We start from the raw sequence: 23930 nt of genomic DNA on the forward strand, positions 1-23930 counted from the left end.
AGTTTTATGAAACACGTTTCATAAAACTTCCTCCAAACAGCCTAACAATGAGTTTTTGATAGGATTCTACCAACTATTTTTCAGTATTATGCCGAAAATTAAATAATACCCATATCAATTTTAATTTCAGTCAATATTATATTTACTCAGATTTCTTCTTCAGAAAATCTTTTTCTAAAGAATCGAGTTCGTCCTGATATTCTTTTTTGTTCATAAAAACAGCCGGATTGTACTTATTTTTTGGCTTATGCTTTTTGTGTAAATCAAACTGACTTGCATGGGAAGCGACCCAAACATCGAAATCCAGATTTTTCATGGCATTTAAAGTATATTCATAATCTTTTTCGATAGAAGGATATGCGGTAACTTCAGAAAACTTTTTGTCAATGATAATAGTCGGCATATTCGCAATTAAAACTTTATAGCTTTTTTTACCGTCTTTGGTTTCAAACAGAAAGCTGCATGATCCTTTCGTATGACCGGGATGATGAAGCATTGTTAATTTCGCATCTCCAAGCGTTACTACATTTTTATCTTTTAAAATATAATCAGGTTTTACAGGTTTAAAAGTAACACCGTATTTTCCCAGTTCATAATCCGATTTTCCACCGCTTTTCAGGACATCGGCATCGGCTTCATCCACATATAACTTTGCGCCTGTTTCTTTTTTGATGTCTGCCATTGCGCCCAAATGATCGTAATGCGCCTGTGTAAGCAACAATATTTTGGTATCCTGATATTTAAAACCAAGCTTTTTAATATTATTTTTAATGATCGGAAGCGAATCGGCAAGTCCTGTATTGATTAAAATATTTCCTTTATTTGTAACGATAAGATATGACGCAAGGTCGTACGTTCCTACATAATACAGATTTCCGGCAATCCTGAACGGTTCGTAAGATTGTGACCATTCTTTAGGATGATCTTTCGGTTCATTCACTTTCTGAGCATTGATATTGGTTAAAGCAAATGCTGCAATAATCACGACAAGTTTTTTCATCATTAATTTAAATTTTTAAAGATTACATTCCATAAAATTCTAAAGGAAGCTGATCCGGATCCTGTGTGAAGAAAAATTCTTTTCCGGTATATTCGTCTATCCTTATTTCTTCGCACTCCAAACCTTTATGAATTAATTCTTCTCTCTTTTCATTTACATTTTCAACCGAAAAAGCGAGATGTCTTAAACCGCAGGATTCCGGTCGGGAAGGTCGTTGCGGAGGATTTGGAAACGAAAACAGCTCAATGACATAATGATCTCCGATGGCAAGATCGAGCTTATAAGACTGTCTTTCTTCACGGTAAACTTCACGAATGATATTTAAATCTAAAATCTCTGTGTAAAATTTTTTAGAAACTTCGTAGTCTGAACAAATGATGGCAATATGATGAATTTTCATTACTTAATTTCTTTACAATTATCGTTTCTTCTGGTATCAATTACATACTGAATCTTCCATTCCGTTCCTTTTTTAATGAGCAGGAAACTGTTGGCACCGCAATGAGAGAATTTTCTTTTGTAGTAAAATGAATACGGAGTAAAAACACTGGCAAGATTTCCGTCTGTATGGATGGCTTCAATAGTAATTTTTTCTTCGAGATCGCCTTTTGCCATTTGGGAAACAGAGTTTACAAAAGCTTCAATATCTTCGGTTTTTACGCCGTCTTTTGTAATGGTCTGAAGAATCGCGGTATCTGCAAAAGCAGATTTCATCATTTCCGGATCCGAATTTTTCATTCCGGCAAATAAATTGCGGATTGGTTTTTCAATATCAGAGTTCTGATTTTGCTGTCCGAAGCAAAGACCTCCCAACAATAAAGCAAATGATAATATTTTATACATAAGATTGTTTTTATCTGAATGATTAAAATAACGAAAATTTACAGTTAGTTTCAAATGAATTAACAAAGTTTAAACAGCAATCCGTTTGAAAATTTATAAAATTACACTAAATTTATCTGTTTATTTGAAAAATATATGTGGACATTTTACCTGAGTCTGACCGTTTTATTATTAATCTTAACCATACTGCCTAAAATTCAGCATTCGCACTGGATTTTCCGTGTGCCTGAATTTGGTAAAATACAGATCACATTTTTTACTGTTTTCACCTTTATTTTAGGCTTTTTTGTAAAAGATTCAACATACTTTTGGTATTTTCAGGGACTTTTAATCTTAATGTTCATTCATCACAGTATCATTCTTATAAAATATACTCCGCTTTATCCGGTTAAGAAGTTTTCTCAGAAGTACAAATCTTCAGATAAAGTACATTTTATTTCTGCCAATGTTTATCAGTTTAATACAGAATATGACCGTTTTATTCAGCTTATCGAAAAATGTAAGCCGCAAATGTTCCTCACGATGGAAAGCAACGGAGACTGGGAAAAAGAACTGCGAAAACTTGAAAAAGAGTATCCTTTTCAGCATAAAGTGACTCTGGAAAATACATATGGAATGCATTTTTATTCCAAATTAAAAATCGAAAGTTCCCAAACGCATTATTTCGTGGCAGATGATATTCCAAGTATTGAAGCGCATCTGAAAACCGAGGATGGATTTTCTTTCGTATTCTTCGGAGTTCATCCACCTCCGCCAAGTCCAACGGAAGAAGAAACGTCAAAAGAGCGAGACGGAGATCTTCTGAGTGCTGCCAAAAGAATTACCGAAATAAAAAAACCTGTGATTGTTGTAGGAGATTTCAACAATGTAGCGTGGTCGAAATCGTCCATTCTTTTCAGGAAAACAAGCCACCTTATCGATCCGAGAATCGGGCGTTCTTTTGTTTCTACTTTCCATGCCAAATACCGATTGCTGAGATTCCCGATCGACCTGATGTTTCACAGTGAAGAAATTTTTATTGAAGACCTGAAAACGCTTGATAATTTTGGTTCAGATCATTTACCGGTTTTCTGTGAATTTTTTATTGATTATGAGCAGGAAGAAGAACAGGAGGAACGAATCGATTATGCCACAGCAGAAGAAAAAGCCGAAGCGGAGGAAATGATCGAGGAAGGAAAAGAAGAAGATGGGGAGCGTGATGCAGTGGTGACTGAAGATTAAAGTGATATAAGTCTCATAATTTATTCTACAGAACTTAATAGATTTTCTATAGAATAAATTATGAACACTTTACTATTTTGTAAATCAACCGAAATTAAAATTAACACTCCGGAACATTCACCGCAATTGCCAAACCGCCTTCGGAAGTTTCCTTAAAACGGTCATTCATGGATAAAGCGGTTTCCCACATCGTCTGGATTACTTCATCTAACGTTACTTTTGCTTTCGCTGGATCACTTTCCAGTGCAATATTTGCTGCCGTGATGGCTTTTATCGCTCCCATTGTATTCCTTTCGATACAAGGAATCTGTACAAGTCCTTTTATCGGATCGCAGGTTAAGCCTAAATGATGCTCCATGGCAATTTCGGCTGCCATTAAAACCTGACCGACACTTCCGCCCAAAATTTCGGTAAGACCTGCCGCCGCCATTGCGGAAGAAACACCTACTTCTGCCTGACAACCGCCCATTGCAGCAGAAATGGTTGCATTTTTTTTGAATAATGTGCCGATTTCTCCTGCTACTAAAAGGAATCTCACAATGTCATCTTCGCTGGTAAATTCCGTAAAAGCCTGTGCATACATCAGAACCGCCGGAATTACGCCACTTGCACCGTTGGTAGGAGCGGTAATGATTCTTCCGAAACTGGCGTTTTCTTCATTCACAGCCAATGCAAAACAGGAAATCCATTTATTGATATTGGTGAAATTTTCTTCCGCTTCCACCACCTGCTGAAACCATTCGTCTTTATTTTTATAGATTTTATCTCCCAGTAATTTCCTGTTGATTCCGGCTGCACGACGGGTAACATTCAATCCGCCCGGAAGAGTTCCTTCTTTATTGACGCCTTTGTAAATGCATTCTTTGATCTGCTGCCAGATGTAAAGTGCTTCTGCTCTTGTCTCGTCCTGTGTTCTCCAGCTTTCTTCGTTGATCAAGATTAAATCTGAAATGCGATTCAATCCTAATTTTTCACAATACTTTACAATGTCTGAAGATTTATGACAAGGATATAAGGTACGGACACAATGTTTCTGAATTGATTTTTTCTCCTGACTCATGATAAAACCGCCGCCTACAGAATAAAAATCCTGCACAAGTTCGGTTCCGTCTTCAAAAACAGCTTTGAAAATCATTCCGTTGGGATGATACTCAAGAGATTTTTTCATATTCAGCACCAGATGATGCCCGTAAATAAAAGGAATTTCTTTTTCACCCCCCAGATTGAGAATTTGGGTAGATTTTATTTTTTCTATTTTTTCATCAATTTTTGTGGTATCGATTGTTTTAAAATCTTCACCATTCAGTCCCAACATTCCGGCAATATCGGTTCCGTGACCGATCCCCGTTTTTGCCAGTGAACCGAAAAATTCAAGGAAAACTTCTTTTACCTCTTCAATTGCTCTTTCTCTTTTAATAATCCTGATGAATGCAGAAGCTGCATTCCAAGGTCCCATTGTGTGTGAACTGGACGGACCTATTCCTACTTTTATAATCTCAAAAACCGATATTGATTCCATATAGAAATTTGCTCATTTTTCCCAAACACAAAGATACACGATAAATCGAGATGCAAAAGCCGGAGTTGAAAATTCAGCTCCGGCTTTCTAATTAAAACTATATGAACACTTGTAGATAATCTTTTTTGTGTAAATGACGAATGGTGAATTTGCTTCGCATTCAATTATTAATTGTTTTTAAGCTTAAATAAATTCACAATTGACCATTTACTATTTAACATTCTCTTTCTCAGCAGAGACTTTCCTCATGCTGCGAAATATCCAGTCCCATATCTTCAGATTCTTCTGAAACCCTTAAAGTGATAATGCTGTCGGTAATTTTATACAAAAGCAATGATCCGAAAAACGTAAAAACAGAGACCAACAGTAACGCAGCCATATGATGGGCAAAAACTTCAAAGCCGCCATGAAGAAGACTCGCCTTTTCACCGTGTGCAAAAATTGCGGTTAAGATCATCCCCATGATTCCTCCTACTCCATGACAGGCAAAAACGTCTAATGTATCATCAATTTTCTTTAAAGCTTTCCAATTCACCATTATATTAGAAACAATAGCGGAAATAAACCCTATAAAAAGACTTTCTGCAACGGAAACAAAACCACAGGCGGGAGTAATTGCTACTAAACCGACAACAGCTCCGATACAGGCTCCTAAAGCAGAAACTTTTCTTTTATTAATTCTGTCGAAAAAGATCCACGTCATCATCGCAGAAGCTGAAGCAATTGTAGTGGTTCCGAAAGCTGTTGCTGCCGTTGCATTTGCCGCTAAAGCTGAACCTGCATTAAAACCAAACCAACCGAACCAGAGCATTCCTGTTCCCAACATCACGTAAGAAATATTGGAAGGATCATGATGAGGTTTTTTTCTGTTTCCAACCACCATTGCGCCTGCTAAAGCTGCAAAACCGGCACTCATATGTACAACAGTGCCTCCTGCAAAATCTTTTACGCCAAAATATTTATTCAGTAATCCGTCCGGATGCCAAACCATGTGACAAAGCGGGGTATAAATAAACAGACTGAAAAGTACCATGAATAAAAGGTAAGAGATGAAACGTACCCGTTCTGCAAAAGAACCCGTAATTAATGCAGGAGTAATGACTGCAAATTTCATCTGAAACAGAGCAAAAAGAATAAAAGGAATCGTAGAAGCCATCGCTTTATGCGGCAATACTCCTACTCCACTGAAAAAAGGATAGCTCAAAGGGTTACCGATGATTCCATAATGTTCTCCATTGATGGTAAAACCGATAGAATCTCCGAATGAGAGGGAAAAACCAACCACTACCCACAAAATAGAAATTACTCCCAAAGCAATAAAACTTTGAAGCATCGTAGAAATCACGTTTTTCTTTCCTACCATTCCTCCGTAGAAGAAAGATAAGCCGGGAGTCATTAATAAAACAAGACCTGCTGCAGCAAGAATCCAGGCAACATCTGCCCCTACAATTTTATCTTCGCTTAAAAATGCTCCGGTATTCGGGAAATCTGTAATAGGACTCCAGAATAGTCCGCCAACGGCAATCAAAGCAATTATCGCAAAAGAAACGATCCATTTTAAACCTACTGTCATAAAAATTTGTGTTTTACCCCTTCAAATGTAAGGATAAATTTTTAAAAACAATAAAAATTTAAAACAAACCCCTGTAAAATTAATTGAAATTTAATTTTAAAACTAAATTCTATTCTAACACCCCCTTTAAAATAGATGCAACTTCTTTAAATTTTGTAATTGGGAATAAATGGCTCCCTCCTTTGATTACATAATCGGGTTTGGAATTTTTGATCGGGAAAACAATATCGCGGTCTGCCAAGATCTGTACCACATCGGGATTTTCTTCGAACTTCCAGTCTGAGATCTTTTCAATCGACCATTTTAAATAATACGGATCTCTTACCCTGAAATATTGCAAAACTTTAGGATTTCGGGGATCAAAGAATTTTCTTACGACGGAATACATATTGGTAGTTCTTTCGTTGAAGAAAGTAACAGGCAGAACTTTTGGGATTTTCGTGATCTGTCCGGCTTTGATGAGACGGGATTTTTCTTTATCGGATTTAATACTTCCGAGGATCACCACTTTTTTGGCAGGTTTCAGCCTGTTGATTTCCTGCACCATAATTCCCCCGAAAGAATATCCCACCAGATAAAAAGGCTCCGAATCATCAATCTTTTCCGCCATTCTTTTTACATAATCTGAGAATTCTTCACTTTGATGAGGAATCAGCCATTCGATAAAAACCACTTCGTGATGCTTTGGAAATTCAATTTTCTCCAAAACCTTAAAATCTGCACCAAGTCCGCTTACTACATAAATTTTCATACTACTAAAATAAAAAAATCAGTCAAAAAAAATGAGCGGTTTCCAAAGAAATCGCTCATTTTGATTTATTAAAAGTTGTCCTTATTTCTTTTTAACAGGCGTTCTGTTTTCGTTATCCAAAACTGCTGTGGAAATTCTGAACTGGATATCCATTTCGTTTTTGATGAAATAATCCTTCAGAGAAGACTGGTAGAATACTTTGAAGTCTCTTCTGTTCAGTGAGAATTTAGCAGACTCGATTACTACGGTAAACTGAGTAATATAAACGTTTGCAGGGAAAGTGATGGTTTTTCTTACTCCTTTAATCGTTACATCTCCGTAAACGGTAGAATTGTACTCGCTGTTTGCCAGAGGAATAATTTTCGTTAAATGGAATTTCGCCAACGGAAATTTCTTAACGTCGAAGAAATTTGAACTTTTAAGATCGTTCGTTAATTTTACCATATCTTCATCCTGGCTTGAAACATCACCCGCCATTAAGGATTTCATATCGATAACGAATTCTCCGTCTACCAAAACTGTTTTATCAAAAGTGAATTTTCCACTTTTCAGCTTTATGGTTCCGGAATGGGTAGTAGGAACTGTTTTTACAACTTTATATCCCCACCATCTGATGTCCGACGATGTTACTTTTACCACTTTATCTCCTTTCTTCTGAGCGAAAACAAATGACATACTTACGCACATCATAGCAAACAATAGTAATCTTTTCATTCTTTTTTATTTACAATTCAACAAAAATAAAAAAAAGTGTAGAACTTCTACACTTTTAACAATCTTTTTTTGATTAAATTATTTAGCTGTTACCTTTACAAGCAAATCCATATCATCTTTCACAAGAACATCCTGCATTGTAGATTTGTAAGCCACATCAAATTTCTGTCTGTCGATAGAGAATTTGTTAGACATTAAGCTTACTGTTCCGTTTGCGTATGTAATTTTTGCAGGGAAAGAAATAGCGTTGGTTTTTCCTTTTACCGTTAAGTTTCCTGTAACTAAAGAAGTATACACTTTATCGTTGTTTTTCTTTACTCCGGTGATTTTGAAAGTTGCCGTAGGATATTTTTCAACTTCGAAGAAATCTCCGTTTTTAAGGTGACCGTTCAGTTTCTGCTGATATTCTCCGGAAAGATCTGTTGCGTTGATAGAAGTCATATCCAATACGAAAGAACCGCCAACCAACTGGTTTCCTTTCAATACCATTTCTCCGGATTTTACTTTTACCGTTCCGTTGTGAGAGCTTGCCTCAGATTTTGCGATTTTATAACCCCACCACTGTACATCAGAGCTTACTACTTTTTTTGCCTGTCCGAATGCTAATCCGCTTGCTAAAACTGCTAATAAAAATATTTTTTTCATTTGAATAAAAGTTATTTTCTTGTTTGTTATTTACTGCTGCAAATGTAACTAACTGCTTTGAGAGATTTCATTGATGTACATCAATAAATACATTTTTTTTCATGAGTAATATCATCCATAAAAAAACTCCGAATTTCTTCGGAGCCTTGTTTTATTATTGATAGTAAGCGGTGTAAAGTGCTGCACCATTCAGTGCCGTATTCGGATTTCTGTTCAGATAAATCGGAATATTTCTCAGCATTTCTTCCATCTTATCGCTGATTTTAAATTTTTCGTAAAATTTATCCTTGTTGATGTAATCTGCAATAATCTGCGGAATATCTCCGGAGATAAATAAACCGCCTGTCGCTTTTAATTTCAGCGTAAGATTGTTGGCTTCTCTTGCTAAAAATTCAAGGAAAGTGTCCAGTGCAATCTTACAGATCAGTACATCTTCTTCTATTGCAGCTTTGTACAGTTCTTCTGCAAAGTTGCCATTTGCGAAACGATCGGCAAGCCATTCCGGTTCCGGATGTCTTTTAACATCTCTCAGGAATCTGTAAATATTGAATAAACCTCCTTTAGACAATACATTTTCCCAGCTTACAATTCCGTAAATATTATTCAGGAACTGATAAAATTCTACCTCAACGTTTGTTCTCGGAGAAAATTCTGAATGTCCTCCTTCGGTTGCAAAAGGTCTCAGATATTTTCCGTCGAAGAAATATCCGGCTTCACCCAGACCATTTCCCGGAGCAAGAATTGCTACGTTTCCGTTTTCGAGGTGTCCGCTTGTGTAGATCGGATCAAGATCTGCATCTTCTAAAAGCCCCATTCCGTAAGCCGAAGCTTCCAGGTCGTTCAGCATATCCACTTTTTCGAATCCGAAATCTCTTTTGTATTCTTCTACATCCAGATTCCAGCCTAATCTTGCCGGACTGCTTTTTCCGTTCAAAACAGGTCCCGGAACCGCTATTCCAAGCCTTTTCACGTTTTCCAGATGGTTGTCCTGAATAAATTTCTTTAAAATTTCTGAAAAAGAAGCATATTCTTTCGTAGGGTAATTATTCTGGATTTCAATCTCAAGACCTCCGTTACCGGAGACGAAATATCCTAAAGTTGTAATATCTTCACGAAGGTTTGCGCCAATGATAGAAACGTTATCATTGCTACCGTTTTTTACTCCTGGTAAATAAAGTGGAAATTTTGGATTCAAAATCATAACCTCAAATTTTATCAAATATAATAATATCTTTTGTAAATTTTCGTTAGAAATAAAAAACCTTCTCAAAAATTCGAAAAGGTTTGGTTAATAATTGCTTATATTTAAATCTAACTACTTCCCTAATGGAATGTTGTAAGAAAATCCTACTCCAATGTTACCCACATTGTAGTCCTGATTAGGCAAATCGCCCTTGCTTCCTACAAAAACTTTCTGGTACTGCACAAAGAAATTCCAGTCCTGATTGTGATATCCGATCTCCGGTTTCAGATAAAAACCACCGTTCGGTCTGTCTAAAGCAACATTAGAAGCTACCTTATCATCACCTACCAAAAATCCGTATCCCAAGTCTGTCCCAAAATAAAATCCTGTCTGTTTCGGATAAATTCTCAATAAAGCAGCCACAGGAACTACTCCTACATCATTATTAGTATATCCGTTATTATCTTTACCGAAATAGTGTGTATATCCTGTTGCGATCCCCAATCCGAATCCCGGAGTTACAAGGTTCTGATAGGCTACATCCACACCTACTGCCATAGAAGTATTGTCAGAAGGAACTGCTAAACCAACATTTGCTCCTACCTTTATCATATTATTCATCTGTGCACTTTGTGCGCTCAATGCTCCTGCAGTCAAAATTCCGGCAAATAAAATTGCTTGTTTAAACACTTTCATAACTCTGATTTTTTAAATTTTACTAAGCTGAAAGATGTAAAAATCGTGCCAAGCAAAGCCTTTACAGCAACTTTAACAATACTTAAAAACGTAAAAACATGAAATTCAATTCATTATTTTGATTAAAAAATTAAATAAGTGTTTAAAAAAATCGTTTAATTTTCAGCTAAAGGTTAAACATTTAATCGGAATATATTTAAAAACAGCTCTCAATATTAACAATACTTAACCGTTATTAATTTTAACCTTACTCCATCACACCCATCAAAAAGTAAATAATTGATATGATTTCTCCATCGTTACTCAACAATAAACACCTTCTCTGGCGCGCAGGATTCGGACCGGGAATCAATCAGCTGGAAGATCTTCATAAAAAAGACATTAAAAGCCTGATGAATGATTTATTTAAAGAAGAAACATTTCTTTATGTAAATTATGATACGCCCGATATTGCAGAAACCGGAGATTACATGATGAATGATCAGACTCCGGCTGAAAAGAAAAAAGAAATGCAGAGAATCAGCCGACAGCAGAACGAAGAGCTCAATCTGAATTTTCTTGATAAAATGGTGAACAGCAAAGAGCAGATGAGGGAGAAAATGGCATTTTTCTGGCACGGACATTTTGCTTCCAGAGTGGTGAACCCGAAATTTAACCGACAGATTTTAAATGTCATCCGAAAAAATGCACTCGGAAACTTTAAAGATCTATTATTTGAAGTCAGTCAGGCTCCTGCAATGCTGAATTTCCTGAACAATCAGCAGAACAAAAAAGATCATCCCAACGAAAATTTTGCCCGTGAAGTGATGGAACTTTTCACAATGGGACGCGGAAATTATACAGAAAAAGACATCCGGGAAGGTGCGAGAGCTTTTACAGGATGGGGATCGGATAAAGAAGGAAATTTTAAAGAAAGAAAAAATCTTCACGATGAAGGCTCAAAAACTTTCCTCGGAAAAACAGGCAATTTTACAGGTACAGATGTTTTAAATATCATTCTTGAACAAAAAGCAACGGCAAAATTCATCACCACAAAAATCTATAAATTCTTCGTGAATGAAAATGTTGATGAAAACATTGTAAAATCCCTGAGTGAAAGTTTCTACCAGACCGGTTACGACATCAAAAAACTCATGATGGATATTTTTTCGAGTTCATGGTTTTATGATAAAAAAAATATCGGCAACCGGATAAAATCTCCCATTGAACTGATGGCAGGAATCATGCGGTCGCTTCCCATGAATATTCAGAATCCTGAAAACCTCATCGTTTATCAGAAGTTACTGGGACAGATGCTCTTGTACCCACCCAATGTTTCAGGCTGGCCGAACGGAAAATCGTGGATCGACAGTTCGACTTTAATGTTAAGGCTTCAGATTCCTCAGATCTGGTCCGGTTTACGTCCGTTGGATTACCGTCCGAAAGAAGATGATGATTTGGATATGGGTTTAAAAAACAACACGAATTCTTTAACGAAAAATTTTAAAAATCCGAATATTACGATCGATTGGACTCGTGTAGAAAAAATTTTTAACGGAAAGAATGTGGAAGATTATTTAATTCAGAGTTCAAAATCTCTGGATATGAATTCGGTGAAAAATTTCTCAGACAACAGCGTGAAAATGAATGTCATTAATCTCATGTCGACACCGGAATATCAGTTAATGTAGTTTTCAGGTCGCAGTAGCAGATTTTAGCTTACCGTTAAAATATAGCTTTAAAACCTGCAACCTATCATCTTTACCCTAAAACCTAAGTTTATGTTAATCAAAAGAAGAGAATTTCTAAAAATAAGTTCATTGGCAACCGCATCTTTTCTGATGCCGAATTTTCTGAAAGCCATGACATTCGATGATGCACTGGAACCCAATCAAAAAATATTGGTGGTACTGCAGTTTACAGGAGGAAATGATGGTCTGAATACGATTATTCCGACAAAAAATGATATTTATTTCAGGGAAAGAAATAAAATTGCCATTCAGAATTCCATGCAGCTTGCGGACGAAGCCGGAATTAATCCTGCCCTCTCCTATTTCAAAGAACTGTACGATCAGGGAGAACTTTCTGTAATGAATAATGTCGGTTATCCGAATCCCGATAAATCTCACTTCCGAAGCATGGATATTTGGCATTCCGCAAGCAGAAGCGACGAATATCTTGACACAGGTTGGTTAGGAAGATTTCTGGATGAAGAATGTTATAAATGCGATCATCCTACTCAGGCTCTGGAAGTGGACGATATGCTGAGTTTAGCTTTAAAAGGCGAAAACAACAAAGCATTTGCCTTTAAAGATCCGAAAAGACTTTATCAGACCAGTCAGGAAAAATATTTCAAATCACTCTACGATCATCATCATGATGATGAAACGGTTTCCTATTTATATCAGACATTAGGTTCCACCATCAACAACGCAGACTACATTTTCGAAAAAAGCAAAGCGAAAAAAACAGAACAAACCTACCCGAATTCTCAGCTCGGAAAAGACTTTAAAACCGTTTCTTCTTTAATAAAATCTGACATCAATACAAGAGTGTATTATCTTTCCATCGGAAGTTTCGATACACACGTGAACCAGAATGAAAGACAGCAAAAACTCTTTACAGACATCAATGATGCGGTAAAAGCGTTTGTTGCGGATATGAAAAGCAACGGACTTTTTAATGATATTTTAATGATGACTTTTTCAGAATTTGGCCGACGTGTTGCTCAAAATGCAAGCAACGGAACCGATCACGGAACGGCAAACCAGATGTTTTTCATCAGTGGAGGTTTAAAGAAAAAAGGAATTCTGAATGCACTTCCCGATTTACAGAATCTGAATGAAGGAGATTTAATCTACACTGAAGATTTCCGGAAAATTTATGCTACCATCCTTAAAAACTGGCTGAAAGCAGACTCTTCTAAAATTCTCGGCTGGAAAAACGGGGTTTATGATTTTATATAAAAGCTTTTGATCATCCGTTATTAATTATACTACTTTTTAACGCAAAGATCGCTAAGATTCTTTATATACTAACTGTTTTTAAGTTCGCAAAGGCGTTTCACTCAGCAAAGAACTCAAAGGTTTAATAATGAAAAATCACGGACAGTCATAAAAACTTTGTTTTAACTTTTATATAGAATCAATGAATACAAATGCAAAAGTTAACACAAATTTAGAATAACTAATCATTACATTTTGATCATATTTTGCAACTTTTGACTCCGTTGAACCTTCAGTTTGCATCAAATTTTAAAATCATTTAGAAAGCTTTAAAAATAAAAAGAGGCTGTTGCAAAAATGAACAGCCTCTTTTCTATAATTTAAATCTAACTACTTGTCATGTTAATTCGTGGATGCAGGAAGTTGCTTAGGATCTTCTTTTTTCTGACTTTTCTGATCAATTTTCTCAGAAATCTTCTTCACGATAAATTCGATAACCAAAGGCGCAACTACTGCTACAACTGCTTTTAATATTCTTGATTTCATACTGTTTATTTTTTTTATGATTCATGCAATACAATTTCTAAGCCAAGAATTATTATGAATCTTCTTCAGGAATGATAAGATTCTGATAGTTTTTTGCCGCCGCTTTGAATTTTTCTTCTAACCGCAAGCGGAGTTTTCTCGGTTTATGCACAATCAGGCTTTCTCCAAACCCCAAAAGAAGCCTTTCCAGTTCAAAGTTCAGCTGTACGCAGATTTTAAAAATGGTTCCCTCATTACTTTCGCTTACAATTTCCTGACTTGCATGAAAAGGTTTGGTCTTTACATAAGGCGCATTGGAAGAATCTACGAAGAAAACCACATTTCGCGGAGCCATCGTTGGCGAAACGCTCACTCCTACAATATCCTTAAAATATTCGTCGCCGTCGAGATTCATATCAATATAATCGATCTTTTCCTCAACCTGAATATCTTCCATTCTGTCCAGAGCCAGATTGTAGACATATTGTTTATTGGAACAGATCAAAAACCAGCGGTTGTTAAATTCCTTCAGCAACTGCGGATGAACAATATAAGAGTCCGATTCTCTTGCCTTAAAACTTTTATACGTGATGTTCAGTACTTTCTTGTGCAAAATCGCATCATACAGAACATCAATATATTCCAGACCTTTCAACTGTTCATTTTTATCTAAATGAATAATTGATTTCTGGTTCGTTGAATGAATGGAATCTTCCAGCTTCTGGATCACCCCGTTCATTTCCTTAAACATCGAAAAGTCCTTGAACTGCTTCAGGATCTGTACCGCATTATTCATGGCTTTCAGATCACTTTCGTTGACCGAAATATTATGAATGCTGTAATCCGGATCACTGTAGCGGTAATATTTTCTTTCGTACACCTCAATCGGTGCTTCATATCCGAATTTTTCGCTCCGCATATTCTGCAGATCGAGCTGAACAGTTCTTTTGCTTACAAAAGATTCTTTTCCTTCAAATTCGAACAAAGCTTCGGAACATTCGTCAATAAGATCTTCGAGGGTATATTTCCGGTATTTATTTTTCAGACATTTATCCAGTGTTTTGTACCGTATGAGCGCGTTTTTGTTGGATGACATACGATGAGGTTAAGGTTTAAGTTAAGATTAAGACTGAGATTTAGATTGAGGTTGAATTTAATATAAGGCGGTCAAATTCCCCTCCTCTGGAGGGGTGGCGAAAAATCTTGGATTTTTTGACGGGGTGGTTAATAGTTGTCATTTTTCATGAAATCTTTTTTACCAAGAAAGCACTCAATCAATCTCTTCCAAATTGTTCAAGATTGCTTCGTCATTTCTGAACTGCGTTCGCAGACCTCCAGTCTGTTCGCAATGACAGTTTATTTTCTACTTAAAGCGTTTCCTTCAAAAGAAATTCCTTCCCAGCCGGATTCTATAAAGTTTCTGATATTCTGATGATCCGTTCCTTCAGGATTTTTAAGAACATCTTCCCTGTAAAATTCTCCGAAAAGATTCAGCGTTTCTTCTTTAGATAAATCATTTAATTTCGCAAAACTAAAAATCTTACAGGAGCCATTATTCTGATTGGCTTCATTTACTGTATTTCCGTTCGTAAATTTTGTGGGAGTAAAATCGTAATGTTCATCAATAAAAGAAATTACATCCTTAAACTGAATTTCCTGTGGCGATTTTTCTAATTGTTCAAATAACATATCTTAATTTTTTATTTATAAATAATTCAATTTTAAAACAGAAATCCGCCCGATCGAGCAATATCTGTGTAGAAAAGTTTTAAAAAACCATTTCAAGATCTTTAAGGACACTATTTTTTTGAAATGATTCAGCATCCACTTTAGAGCTTTATTTGTTCCTCACAAAAATCTTTGATTTTTAAATCTGATGTGCTCTATATCCTCAATCATTTAACTTAAAACTAATGAGACTCATGTGTCAGCAAACTTTTGCGCCTTTTGTGGTTAATTCCTCAAAAATAATTAAAATAATTTTATCTGCGCAAAAAGATTGCACACTTTAGTCCTTACTTTGCATCATCAAAATGAGAGAACACATGGAATTTAACGGAAATCATTTAATCGAATTAGGATACAGACCAGCGAAATGGTTTAAAGAAGCGATTGAATTCATCAACGAAAATAATTTAGACGAAACTCAGATAAAAGAATATCTGGAACAGTTTAAACAGCCCGAACTGATTCCGCTTCATGAAACGGCAAAAGATTTTGTGATCAACATCAAAGCAGAACACGAAAGTGAAAATGATAACGTAGAAAAAGTAATCAACACGATGAAAGTCCTGATGAAAACGCCGACTCTGGAAAACGGAGCCATTATGCCGGATGCCTGTCCTACAGGTCCTGCAGGTCATATTCCTGTTGGCGGTGTGGTTGTGGCAAAAAATGCGATTCACCCGGGATTCCATAGCGCAGATATCTGCTGTTCTGTTATGCTGACGGATTTCGGAAAAGCAGATCCTAAAGAAGTTTTGGATGCAGCCCATTCCATCACGCATTTCGGATACGGTGGAAGACCGAGAGGAGAACAGATGCCGATGTCTCAGGAATTGATGGATGCTTTCAAAAAGAATGATTTTCTGAATGACGAAAAATTAATAAGCATTGCGCGTTCTCATATGGGAACTCAGGGCGACGGAAACCATTTCCTGTTTGTCGGAATTTCCAAAAATACAGGAAACACGATGTTGGTAACACACCACGGTTCAAGAGCTCCGGGCGCAGCTTTATATGATAAAGGAATGAAGGTTGCAAACCAGTTCAGAATGGAAATTTCTCCTGAAACCTTAAGAGAAAACGCATGGATCCCTTATGAAACGGAAGAAGGAAAACAATATTGGGAAGCCTTGCAGTTAATAAGAAAATGGACGAAAGAAAACCATATTTCCATTCATGATGCCGCTTTGAATAAATTGGGAATCGAGAAAGAAGACCGATACTGGAACGAGCATAATTTTGTTTTCAGAGATGGAGATTTATTCTACCACGCAAAAGGTGCAACGCCTTTGGATGATAAATTTATGCCGGATATTACAGGACCGAGACTGATTCCGCTGAATATGGCAGAACCTGTTTTGATTGTAAAAGGAATTACCAACAAAAGAAATCTGGGTTTTGCGCCTCACGGAGCGGGAAGAAATTTCAGCAGAAGTCAGCATAAAAAATCGTTGGCGCATAAGACCATCGAAGAAGTTTTTGAAGAAGAAACCAAAGGATTAGACATCCGTTTCTTCACCAATGAAATTGATATTTCCGAACTTCCGACCGCTTATAAAAGTGCAAAAAATGTGAGAGCGCAGATTGAAGAATACGGACTGTGTGAAGTTCTGGATGAAGTGATGCCTTACGGATGTATTATGGCGGGTGATGTTCAGAAAAATGCACCGTGGAAGAAAAAGAAAAAGTTTAGAAAAGCTTAATTGTTGGATATCCGCAATGGCGCAAATTACTTTTAAAAACTATACTTTTTAAGGCGCAAGGATTTTATCTCCGATAAAATTTAAACTTAATATTAGCTAAAAGTTTCACACTGAGCTTGCCGAAATGCCTTACGTCTTAAAAACATTGGAAAAAAAAATGCGTCTTTGCATTAACCAAAAAAAAAAATAAAAAAGAAAACTAATAACCGAACCTTGCAGGTGTAAAAGCCTGTAGGGTTTAATGAAAACCTTTAATCATAAGGTAGGAACAGTAGCTCAGATGGTAGAGCAACAGATTACTTTTCGCTTTTGGCAAATAAAGTTCCTGTAAACTTCAAAGTTGTGTGTCGCAGGTTCGAGTCCTGCCTGTTCCTCAAAAGAATGAAAAAAAATTGTTAGATATACACAAAGGCGCAATTTATTTTAACAACTACAATTTTAAGGCGCAAGGATTTTATCTTCGATAAAATTTAATGCTGAATATTTTAGCTAAAAATGTCGCACTGAGCTTGCCGAAGTGTCCGCCTTTTTAAAAAACTTTAAGGCAAAGGGAGTTCCTATAAATTATTTGGAAAATTACTCCCCGCCTTTTAAAAATTATAGGTAAAAGGAGTTCCTATACACTTCACTTTTAATGAATCTTACTCCTCACTTATTTTTTTAAACTAAAAACAATGAAAACATTAAAATTATTCAACGCTGTACTGGCAAAAGAATCGGATGCTGAAGTATTTATTTCTCAGGATGGTTTCATCATCGAACCTTCTGCATTGTGGGCAAAAAAAGAAATTGTTTCCTATTACGCTAAAGAAATGCTGAACGGAAATGATCTCAACAAAACCTTCCATAAATCTTGGCAGAAGATTAAAGAAAGTACGAGATTCGAACTGTTGATGGAACAGTTGTTTCATTATTTTTCCACCTACGGAAGTAGATTTCAGGGCGAAGTGTACATTCCGGATGAAGTATTGAATATTCCGGATCTGAAGCTGAATTTTAAAGTCATTAAAGCCTACTCCGAAGAAGAAATGCAGGAAAAATGTATTGCTATTCTAAGATCAGGAATTGCTCTGAAAGAAGAAACAATTAATGATTTACTGTCCATTCTGCACGACGAACTGGAATATGATTTCACAGGTAAGGAAAATATCAGAAACAAGGAAGCGATTATAAAAATTGCCGACCGTTACGATGTTTATCCCGAAAATAATGTTGAATTTTTGCGTTATGTAATCTACAAAACCACAAAAGAAACATTATTAATTAAAAACGACGATTTAATTAAAGATATCAAGCAAAGCAAATTCAATCCAACCTCTCTTTTTGAAAGTTTCGGACTGGAAAAAATGGCGGAAATTTTTAACCGTTTCAAGCCTTTATTTTTAGCTTATAAAAACAGAGCGCCAAAGGTGATTAATAAAATTTCGAAGCTGTCAAAGGTTTATCACAAACCATTAGTTTCGAATCCCTTGAATAACGCAACCAACATGTTACTGGAAAACAGTGACTTGCACTGGCTGGAAAACGCCACTCCGTTTGCTTTGTTTAAAGCTTTATCGGCTTGTTATTCAAGAATGTATGGTCAGGATACTTTTGTGTATAGAATCCGAAACGGAAAATCGTGGACGAAAAAATCAATCGGAACTTCTGTGAATGAACTGAACTACGATTTTATCTTAAGCTATTTAAAATCAAAGTATCGTTTTGAAGGAAAGAAATTCTATTTCCCTGAAGACGTAGAATTTGCGTTACCTACTTCTGAAAAAATGTTTGTGGGAAATATTCCGACGGGAACAAGATTTTTCGGTGAAAGATTAGCGGTCGGAATTTACTGGGAAAATGCATGGGGAGCTTATGATCTTGATCTTTCAGGGTTGAATATTGCCGGAAAAATCGGATGGAATGCGGCTTACAACCAAAATTCCGGTCAGTTGATGTATTCAGGAGATATCACTTCCGCGCCAAACGGTGCTGTAGAATATCTTTACGCAAACAGAGGTTTAATGGCTCCGACTCTGGTAATGAATAACGTTTTCAACGGAAGCAGTGACTGCGGATATAAAATAGTTATCGGAAAAGGCGATGCTATTTCTTACGATTATATGATGAACCCGAACCATCTTTTTGCGGAAGCAAAATGTCAATCCGTACAAAAGCAGACCGTTTTAGGAATGTTGCTGCCAAAAGACGGAAGACAGTGTTTCGTATTGCTGAATTTCGGAGCAGGACATGCTCATGTTTCAGGAAATACAGAAATTTCCGTAATGGCGACGAATGCATTGTATCAGCAATGGTACGAACCGATATCCTTCAATCTTTTGATTCAGGAATTAGGGGCTGAAATCGTTTATGATAAGGAAAATGCTGACTTTGATTTTTCTTTGGAGAATCTGGAGAAAGACAGTTTTACAAGAATTTTCGTATAGTTAATTCAGGCTAAATCTACATGATATCGCACCGCAAGAATGTAACGCAAAGTTTCATTTCTACTGCATCAATTAAAGAGAGCAGAGAATGGATTAGCAAGCTGATCTGATCAAGCGAATGTCTATACGTAAGCTTCATCAACGGCGATACCGTCATGCTTCGCTCCTTAGAAGAAAAGAGATTTTTATAAAAAACTTTGCGTTACAAGAAGTATAACCTATAAAAAATAATCCTGCGTAAAAAGATTGCGCAGGATGTTTTTTATTTTGTATAAAATTTAAAAACAATGACACCCAAAATAATAGAAAAACTAAAAGAAGTCGAAGAAAAACGCGGTGTAGAAATACTTCTTGCCGTAGAATCGGGAAGCCGCGCGTGGGGATTTGCATCTCCGGACAGCGACTACGATATACGCTTCATATACCGACACGAAAAAGACTGGTATCTTTCGCCGTGGGATAAAGACGAAACAATAGAATTTATGACAGAAGACGATCTGGACGGTTCCGGATGGGATCTAAGGAAAACGTTCCATTTATTGTTGAAGTCGAATGCAGCTTTGCTGAGCTGGTTCTACTCTCCTATCGTTTATGTGAAAAATGAGAAATTTTACGATCTGTTCAAACCTTTGGCGGACAAATGTTTTTCTCCGATAGCGGTATTTTATCACTATTCAAGCATGAGCAAAAAATATCTCGAAGCATGCAGACTTGATGAGGTGAAACTGAAATCTTACTTTTACTGCCTCCGAACCACGTTAACAGGAAAATGGATATTGGAAAAAGGGACGGTTCCACCTGTTTTGTTCAGTGAATTGCTGGTCTTAGTAGATGATTTTACAAGAACGAAAATAGAAAATTTAATCGCTTTAAAAGCCACCAAAGGAGAATCTTACCATCATCCGAATGACTGGGAACTTTTCGGATTTTTAGAGAAAACCATACTGGATAATGAAGAAAGAGCGAAAAGTCTGAAAGGAGGAAACCCGGATAAAAATGAAATGGAGCGGGTTTTCAGGGAAATATTAATACATTAGAAATAAAAACAATGCCATGAAAAACCTCATCGCGCTCTCTCCCATGTACACGGAAGACAGCAACAATCTGAAAAAAGCATCCATCAATTCACCCTACGAGTTGAGCAGATTCAATGCAAAATGGAATGTTCCCGAAGAATTTCGTGCAGACGTGATTGCGGTGTATGGTGAAGATATTTATGCTGAAATTGTAGCGGAACAGTGCAGTCTTACGTTAACAAAACCCGATGACGACTGGCTTTCAAAAGTTTCGGAGGAATTTACCAAAAGGAAAATCTCTTACGGAAAGCTGAAAGATTTTGTGCATGAAGAAAATATTTTCATTAAATGTTCGGATTTTAAAAGTTTTAAAGCCGGAGTTTTTGATAAAGTCACCAACATCAAAGGTTTTGATACGCTGGATCTGGAAAGCAGGGTTTTCACTTCCGAAGTCGTAGAATGGGAACTGGAAGTAAGATGTTTTGTTTTAAATAATCAAATAATAACCCATTCTTCTTATTGGAGAAATGACGTTTTTGACACCAATCCGCTTTCTGAAAACGAACAGAAAGAACTTTTTGATTTTTTCAAAAATTTCATTCAGCAGTATGGTGAAACGCTTCCCAAAGCGATTGTTCTGGATTTCGGGATCATCAAAGGAAAAGGCTGGGCTTTAATTGAAGCCAATCCGGCTTGGTGTTCCGGTTTGTATAGTTGTGATGCGGAAAAAGCTTTGGAGGTTGTTGTAAAAAGCTGTATAAAGAATTAAAAATGCAGATCATCATCTTCATCGGGATTCCCGCAAGCGGAAAAAGTTCCTTCTACAAGGAGCTTTTTTTCAATTCGCACATCAGGATCAGCATGGATTTGCTGAATACCCGAAACAAAGAAGGAAAACTGCTTCAGTACTGTTTTGAAACACAGTCCAAAATGGTGATTGACAATACGAATGTGACCAGAGAAAGCAGAAGAACATACATTGAACCTGCCCGACAGAACAAATATGAAATCATTGCATATTATTTTGAAAGCAGCATTCAGGAATGTCTGGAACGGAATAAAAACAGAAAAGACTCCATCAGCGAGATCGGAATAAAAGCAAAATACAAAGACCTCGAAAAGCCTTCGATTGAAGAAGGTTTTGACAAAATATTCCATGTGAAAATAATGGAGAACAAATTTGAAATCAGCAATTATGAAATTTGAAGAAATTGAAGCGGTCATGCGAAAAAACGAAAGCCTTTCGGAACAGTATATCCTTCCGGAAAACTTTATGATCGTGAGGCTCGACGGAAGAGGATTTACCAGACCTACCAAAGAAAAACTGTCGCTGGAAAAACCTTTCGATCAGAAATTCAGTCAGGCAATGATCGATACAACGAAACACCTTTTTACCATCGGGTTTAGAGTGTTGTACGGTTACACGCAGAGCGATGAAATTTCTCTGCTGATCCATAAAGACGACCAGACTTTCAGCCGAAAAGTAAGGAAGATAATTCTGTTCTCGCGGGAGAAGCCAGTGCTTTTTTCAGCCTGCAGTTTCAGGAAATCTGTGTTTTCGACTGCAGAACGATTTCCATTCCGAATCGTGAAATGATCGCGGATTATTTTTGCTGGAGACAGGAAGATTCCCACAGAAATTCCCTTTCTGCCTACTGTTACTGGACGTTGAGAAACAACGGATTCAACGCAAAACAAACCACTGAAAGAATTGAAAGAATGTCACCATCCGATAAAAATGAACTGCTTTTTCAGTACGGAATCAATTACAACGATCTTCCGTCTTGGCAAAAACGCGGTGTCGGAATATTTAATAAGGAAGTTAACAAACAAGGCTATAATCCTGTAACACAGCAAACGGTAGATTGTGTAAGAAATGAATTGTTTGTGGAAAAGGAATTGATGATTCGCGAGGAATATCGTGGGTTTTTAAAGAGTTTTTTTGATTGATTTTTTAAGGGTACGGAAAGCCGTAATGGTTTTTTATATTTTTTCAATATATTTCAAAAAATATATGAAACATTTTAATCACATGAAAATATGAGTACAGATGCCACACCAAGTTGGTCAGGCTATATATTTCAAGGAGAAGTAGCTTTATGTAAAGCACTAGAAAAAATTAATGAATTTGGTTGTAATATTCCTGATAGCTACTGCTTAAAATTAGAAGAAGATGAGGATTTTTCTTTAACCACTGATATTTGGGAAACTTTTCAAGTAAAGGCATACACAACTCATAATTACACAAAATATAAAAAAGCATGGGATGATATGATGAAAAGATTTCCAGCAAACGCAGAAAGAAATTATCTTTATTTGCATAAAGATAATGTAGAAGTCGATAAATTCAATGTCACCTTAGAGCAATCCAGATTATCAACAAATGTTATTTCAGGATTGTATACTTTAGATAATGTTATCAATAAGATAGATGATTTAATTTCTGATATTTTCCCCGATTTTGATAAATCAACGATTGAATTAAAAAGAAATTATTGTCTAGTCAAAATACACAAAGCTATAAAGCATAGGCACCAAACTAAAATCATAGAATCATTTAGATTAAAAGAGATTAAACAATGGATCATAGAAGCTGATACTGCTTTTAATGAAGAAATTGCTTGGATAAACATAATTAAGGTTTTCTTTAAAACTATTAATGACAGAATTAATAATTTAAATGAAAATATTCAAAATGAATTGAAGTGGAAAACAAAACTTGAAAGTTATGTTAATAAAATTGATCAGTTAGATTCTAACACGTTAAAGAATGTCATTAAGAACAGGTTAAATGCACACAAGCCAGATCGAATCAGAACAATTGAAGATTTGATAACCTATTTTTCACATGAAGAATTAAATAGGATTATTATCAAATGTTTTGAAAAAACAAATCTAGAACCTTTATTTGATTCCTTATCTTATGATATTGGAGATGGTAGATTTCAATTAAGTTTAATTAATTTAGAAATAAATCATGATTCAACAAGTGCTGAGAAAAAAGACTTACATAAATATTGTGATAATATTGAAAAAAAGAATGTATCGGATATAAATACTTTTATAACCAAATCTTTAGACTTAGAAAGTAAAGATGTTAAAGAGATTCTTAGAAATATAATGAATCCTGAAACTTTAAATATTCCTGTTGATTTGACTGAAGAAAGCAAAACAAACATTACAGACATCAAATGTAATTTTAACTTTAAGGATATTGATAATTTTATTAATCAAATAAATAATGAAGGAATTAATTAAAAAAATTCTATTACATAGTAATTTTGATATTAAAGAAGTTGATTATTCAATTTCAACTCTATTTTCTTTCTTTAAAGATCAAAGGGAAGATTATTTCATTTTACTTTTTATGGATTATGAAGAAATATTGAATTATAATAATTCTGAAGATAAAGTACAGATAGGAAATAAGGATTTAGAATATCTGTTGAATGTAATCATTGAAGAC

At 35.9% G+C, this 23930-nt stretch carries 24 protein-coding genes, 1 tRNA gene and 1 pseudogene; 13 read left to right on the plus strand and 13 right to left on the minus strand.

Going from position 1 to position 23930, the window contains the following annotated elements; translation table 11 throughout:
• Positions 1-142: 142 nt before the first annotated feature.
• From bla to DD829_RS12640, 3 genes and pseudogenes are all read right to left on the minus strand, one after another.
• Positions 143-1007, minus strand: a pseudogene (bla, locus tag DD829_RS12630) (subclass B3 metallo-beta-lactamase).
• A gap of 15 nt (positions 1008-1022) precedes the next feature.
• Positions 1023-1400: a VOC family protein gene (locus DD829_RS12635; RefSeq protein WP_108411056.1), complete on the minus strand. Its 378-nt coding sequence runs from the start codon at positions 1398-1400 to the stop codon at positions 1023-1025.
• Entirely contained in the window at positions 1400-1843 is a 444-nt protein-coding gene (locus DD829_RS12640; protein WP_108411057.1) for a nuclear transport factor 2 family protein, read from the minus strand. Before DD829_RS12640 ends, DD829_RS12635 begins: the two co-directional genes overlap by 1 nt.
• A 135-nt stretch (positions 1844-1978) precedes the next feature.
• On the opposite strand from DD829_RS12640, the gene DD829_RS12645 reads away from it, so the two are divergent.
• Positions 1979-3064 carry an endonuclease/exonuclease/phosphatase family protein gene (locus DD829_RS12645; protein WP_108411299.1) on the plus strand — a complete coding sequence of 362 codons (1086 nt, stop codon included), beginning with the start codon at positions 1979-1981 and terminating at the stop codon, positions 3062-3064.
• A gap of 100 nt (positions 3065-3164) precedes the next feature.
• Here the strand turns inward: DD829_RS12645 and DD829_RS12650 are convergent, their stop codons facing one another.
• The 7 genes from DD829_RS12650 to DD829_RS12680 form a co-directional block, all read right to left on the minus strand.
• A complete protein-coding gene (locus tag DD829_RS12650) occupies positions 3165-4583 on the minus strand; it encodes an L-serine ammonia-lyase (RefSeq protein WP_108411298.1) in 1419 nt (472 codons plus the stop codon).
• 229 nt (positions 4584-4812) lie between these two features.
• On the minus strand, positions 4813-6156 hold the full coding sequence (locus DD829_RS12655) for an ammonium transporter (RefSeq protein ID WP_087711437.1): 1344 nt from the start codon (positions 6154-6156) through the stop codon (positions 4813-4815).
• 109 nt (positions 6157-6265) lie between these two features.
• Positions 6266-6907, minus strand: a complete 642-nt coding sequence (locus tag DD829_RS12660; RefSeq protein WP_108411297.1) for an alpha/beta hydrolase — start codon at positions 6905-6907, stop codon at positions 6266-6268.
• A gap of 81 nt (positions 6908-6988) precedes the next feature.
• Entirely contained in the window at positions 6989-7621 is a 633-nt protein-coding gene (locus tag DD829_RS12665; RefSeq protein WP_076395480.1) for a YceI family protein, read from the minus strand.
• 78 nt (positions 7622-7699) lie between these two features.
• Entirely contained in the window at positions 7700-8266 is a 567-nt protein-coding gene (locus DD829_RS12670) for a YceI family protein (protein ID WP_076395478.1), read from the minus strand.
• A 154-nt stretch (positions 8267-8420) separates the two neighbouring features.
• On the minus strand, positions 8421-9467 hold the full coding sequence (locus DD829_RS12675) for a glucokinase (protein WP_108409463.1): 1047 nt from the start codon (positions 9465-9467) through the stop codon (positions 8421-8423).
• Between the two features lie 114 nt (positions 9468-9581).
• Complete coding sequence (locus DD829_RS12680) at positions 9582-10145, minus strand: hypothetical protein (protein ID WP_108409462.1); 564 nt, start codon at positions 10143-10145, stop codon at positions 9582-9584.
• 284 nt (positions 10146-10429) lie between these two features.
• Here DD829_RS12680 and DD829_RS12685 point away from each other — a divergent pair, with 284 nt between their 5' ends.
• Together DD829_RS12685 and DD829_RS12690 are read left to right on the plus strand one after the other, a co-directional pair.
• A complete protein-coding gene (locus DD829_RS12685) occupies positions 10430-11815 on the plus strand; it encodes a DUF1800 family protein (protein WP_108408570.1) in 1386 nt (461 codons plus the stop codon).
• A gap of 90 nt (positions 11816-11905) precedes the next feature.
• Positions 11906-13090, plus strand: a complete 1185-nt coding sequence (locus DD829_RS12690) for a DUF1501 domain-containing protein (RefSeq protein ID WP_108408569.1) — start codon at positions 11906-11908, stop codon at positions 13088-13090.
• Positions 13091-13471: 381 nt separating this feature from the next.
• Here DD829_RS12690 and DD829_RS23605 read toward each other — a convergent pair whose 3' ends face one another.
• From DD829_RS23605 to DD829_RS12700, 3 genes are all read right to left on the minus strand, one after another.
• Positions 13472-13615: a hypothetical protein gene (locus DD829_RS23605; protein ID WP_165763009.1), complete on the minus strand. Its 144-nt coding sequence runs from the start codon at positions 13613-13615 to the stop codon at positions 13472-13474.
• Positions 13616-13667: 52 nt separating this feature from the next.
• A complete protein-coding gene (locus tag DD829_RS12695) occupies positions 13668-14690 on the minus strand; it encodes a helix-turn-helix transcriptional regulator (protein WP_108408568.1) in 1023 nt (340 codons plus the stop codon).
• A gap of 260 nt (positions 14691-14950) precedes the next feature.
• Complete coding sequence (locus tag DD829_RS12700; RefSeq protein WP_108408567.1) at positions 14951-15283, minus strand: HopJ type III effector protein; 333 nt, start codon at positions 15281-15283, stop codon at positions 14951-14953.
• A 356-nt stretch (positions 15284-15639) separates the two neighbouring features.
• Here DD829_RS12700 and DD829_RS12705 point away from each other — a divergent pair, with 356 nt between their 5' ends.
• The 10 genes from DD829_RS12705 to DD829_RS24145 form a co-directional block, all read left to right on the plus strand.
• Positions 15640-17022, plus strand: coding sequence for an RtcB family protein (locus tag DD829_RS12705; RefSeq protein ID WP_108408566.1), 1383 nt, complete (start codon positions 15640-15642; stop codon positions 17020-17022).
• Positions 17023-17287: 265 nt separating this feature from the next.
• A tRNA-OTHER gene (locus DD829_RS12710) sits at positions 17288-17396 on the plus strand.
• 300 nt (positions 17397-17696) lie between these two features.
• Entirely contained in the window at positions 17697-19448 is a 1752-nt protein-coding gene (locus tag DD829_RS12715; protein ID WP_108409341.1) for a hypothetical protein, read from the plus strand.
• A gap of 287 nt (positions 19449-19735) precedes the next feature.
• Positions 19736-20485 (plus strand): DNA polymerase beta superfamily protein, encoded by a 750-nt coding sequence (locus tag DD829_RS12720; protein WP_108409342.1) that lies wholly within the window; start codon positions 19736-19738, stop codon positions 20483-20485.
• A gap of 16 nt (positions 20486-20501) precedes the next feature.
• Positions 20502-21233: an ATP-grasp domain-containing protein gene (locus DD829_RS12725; RefSeq protein WP_108409343.1), complete on the plus strand. Its 732-nt coding sequence runs from the start codon at positions 20502-20504 to the stop codon at positions 21231-21233.
• 2 nt (positions 21234-21235) lie between these two features.
• Positions 21236-21670 carry an AAA family ATPase gene (locus tag DD829_RS12730; RefSeq protein WP_108409344.1) on the plus strand — a complete coding sequence of 145 codons (435 nt, stop codon included), beginning with the start codon at positions 21236-21238 and terminating at the stop codon, positions 21668-21670.
• Positions 21660-22061: a tRNA(His) guanylyltransferase Thg1 family protein gene (locus DD829_RS24135; protein ID WP_228408189.1), complete on the plus strand. Its 402-nt coding sequence runs from the start codon at positions 21660-21662 to the stop codon at positions 22059-22061. Before DD829_RS12730 ends, DD829_RS24135 begins: the two co-directional genes overlap by 11 nt.
• A complete protein-coding gene (locus DD829_RS24140; RefSeq protein WP_228408190.1) occupies positions 22058-22414 on the plus strand; it encodes a hypothetical protein in 357 nt (118 codons plus the stop codon). Before DD829_RS24135 ends, DD829_RS24140 begins: the two co-directional genes overlap by 4 nt.
• A 90-nt stretch (positions 22415-22504) precedes the next feature.
• Complete coding sequence (locus DD829_RS12740) at positions 22505-23722, plus strand: ABC-three component system protein (protein WP_116547806.1); 1218 nt, start codon at positions 22505-22507, stop codon at positions 23720-23722.
• A partial coding sequence (locus tag DD829_RS24145) for a hypothetical protein (protein WP_228408191.1) occupies positions 23706-23930 on the plus strand: 225 nt, incomplete at its 3' end. The genes DD829_RS12740 and DD829_RS24145, both read left to right, overlap by 17 nt.

This window comes from Chryseobacterium sp. HMWF035 (assembly GCF_003094695.1).
GTDB classification, from domain to species: domain Bacteria; phylum Bacteroidota; class Bacteroidia; order Flavobacteriales; family Weeksellaceae; genus Chryseobacterium; species Chryseobacterium gambrini.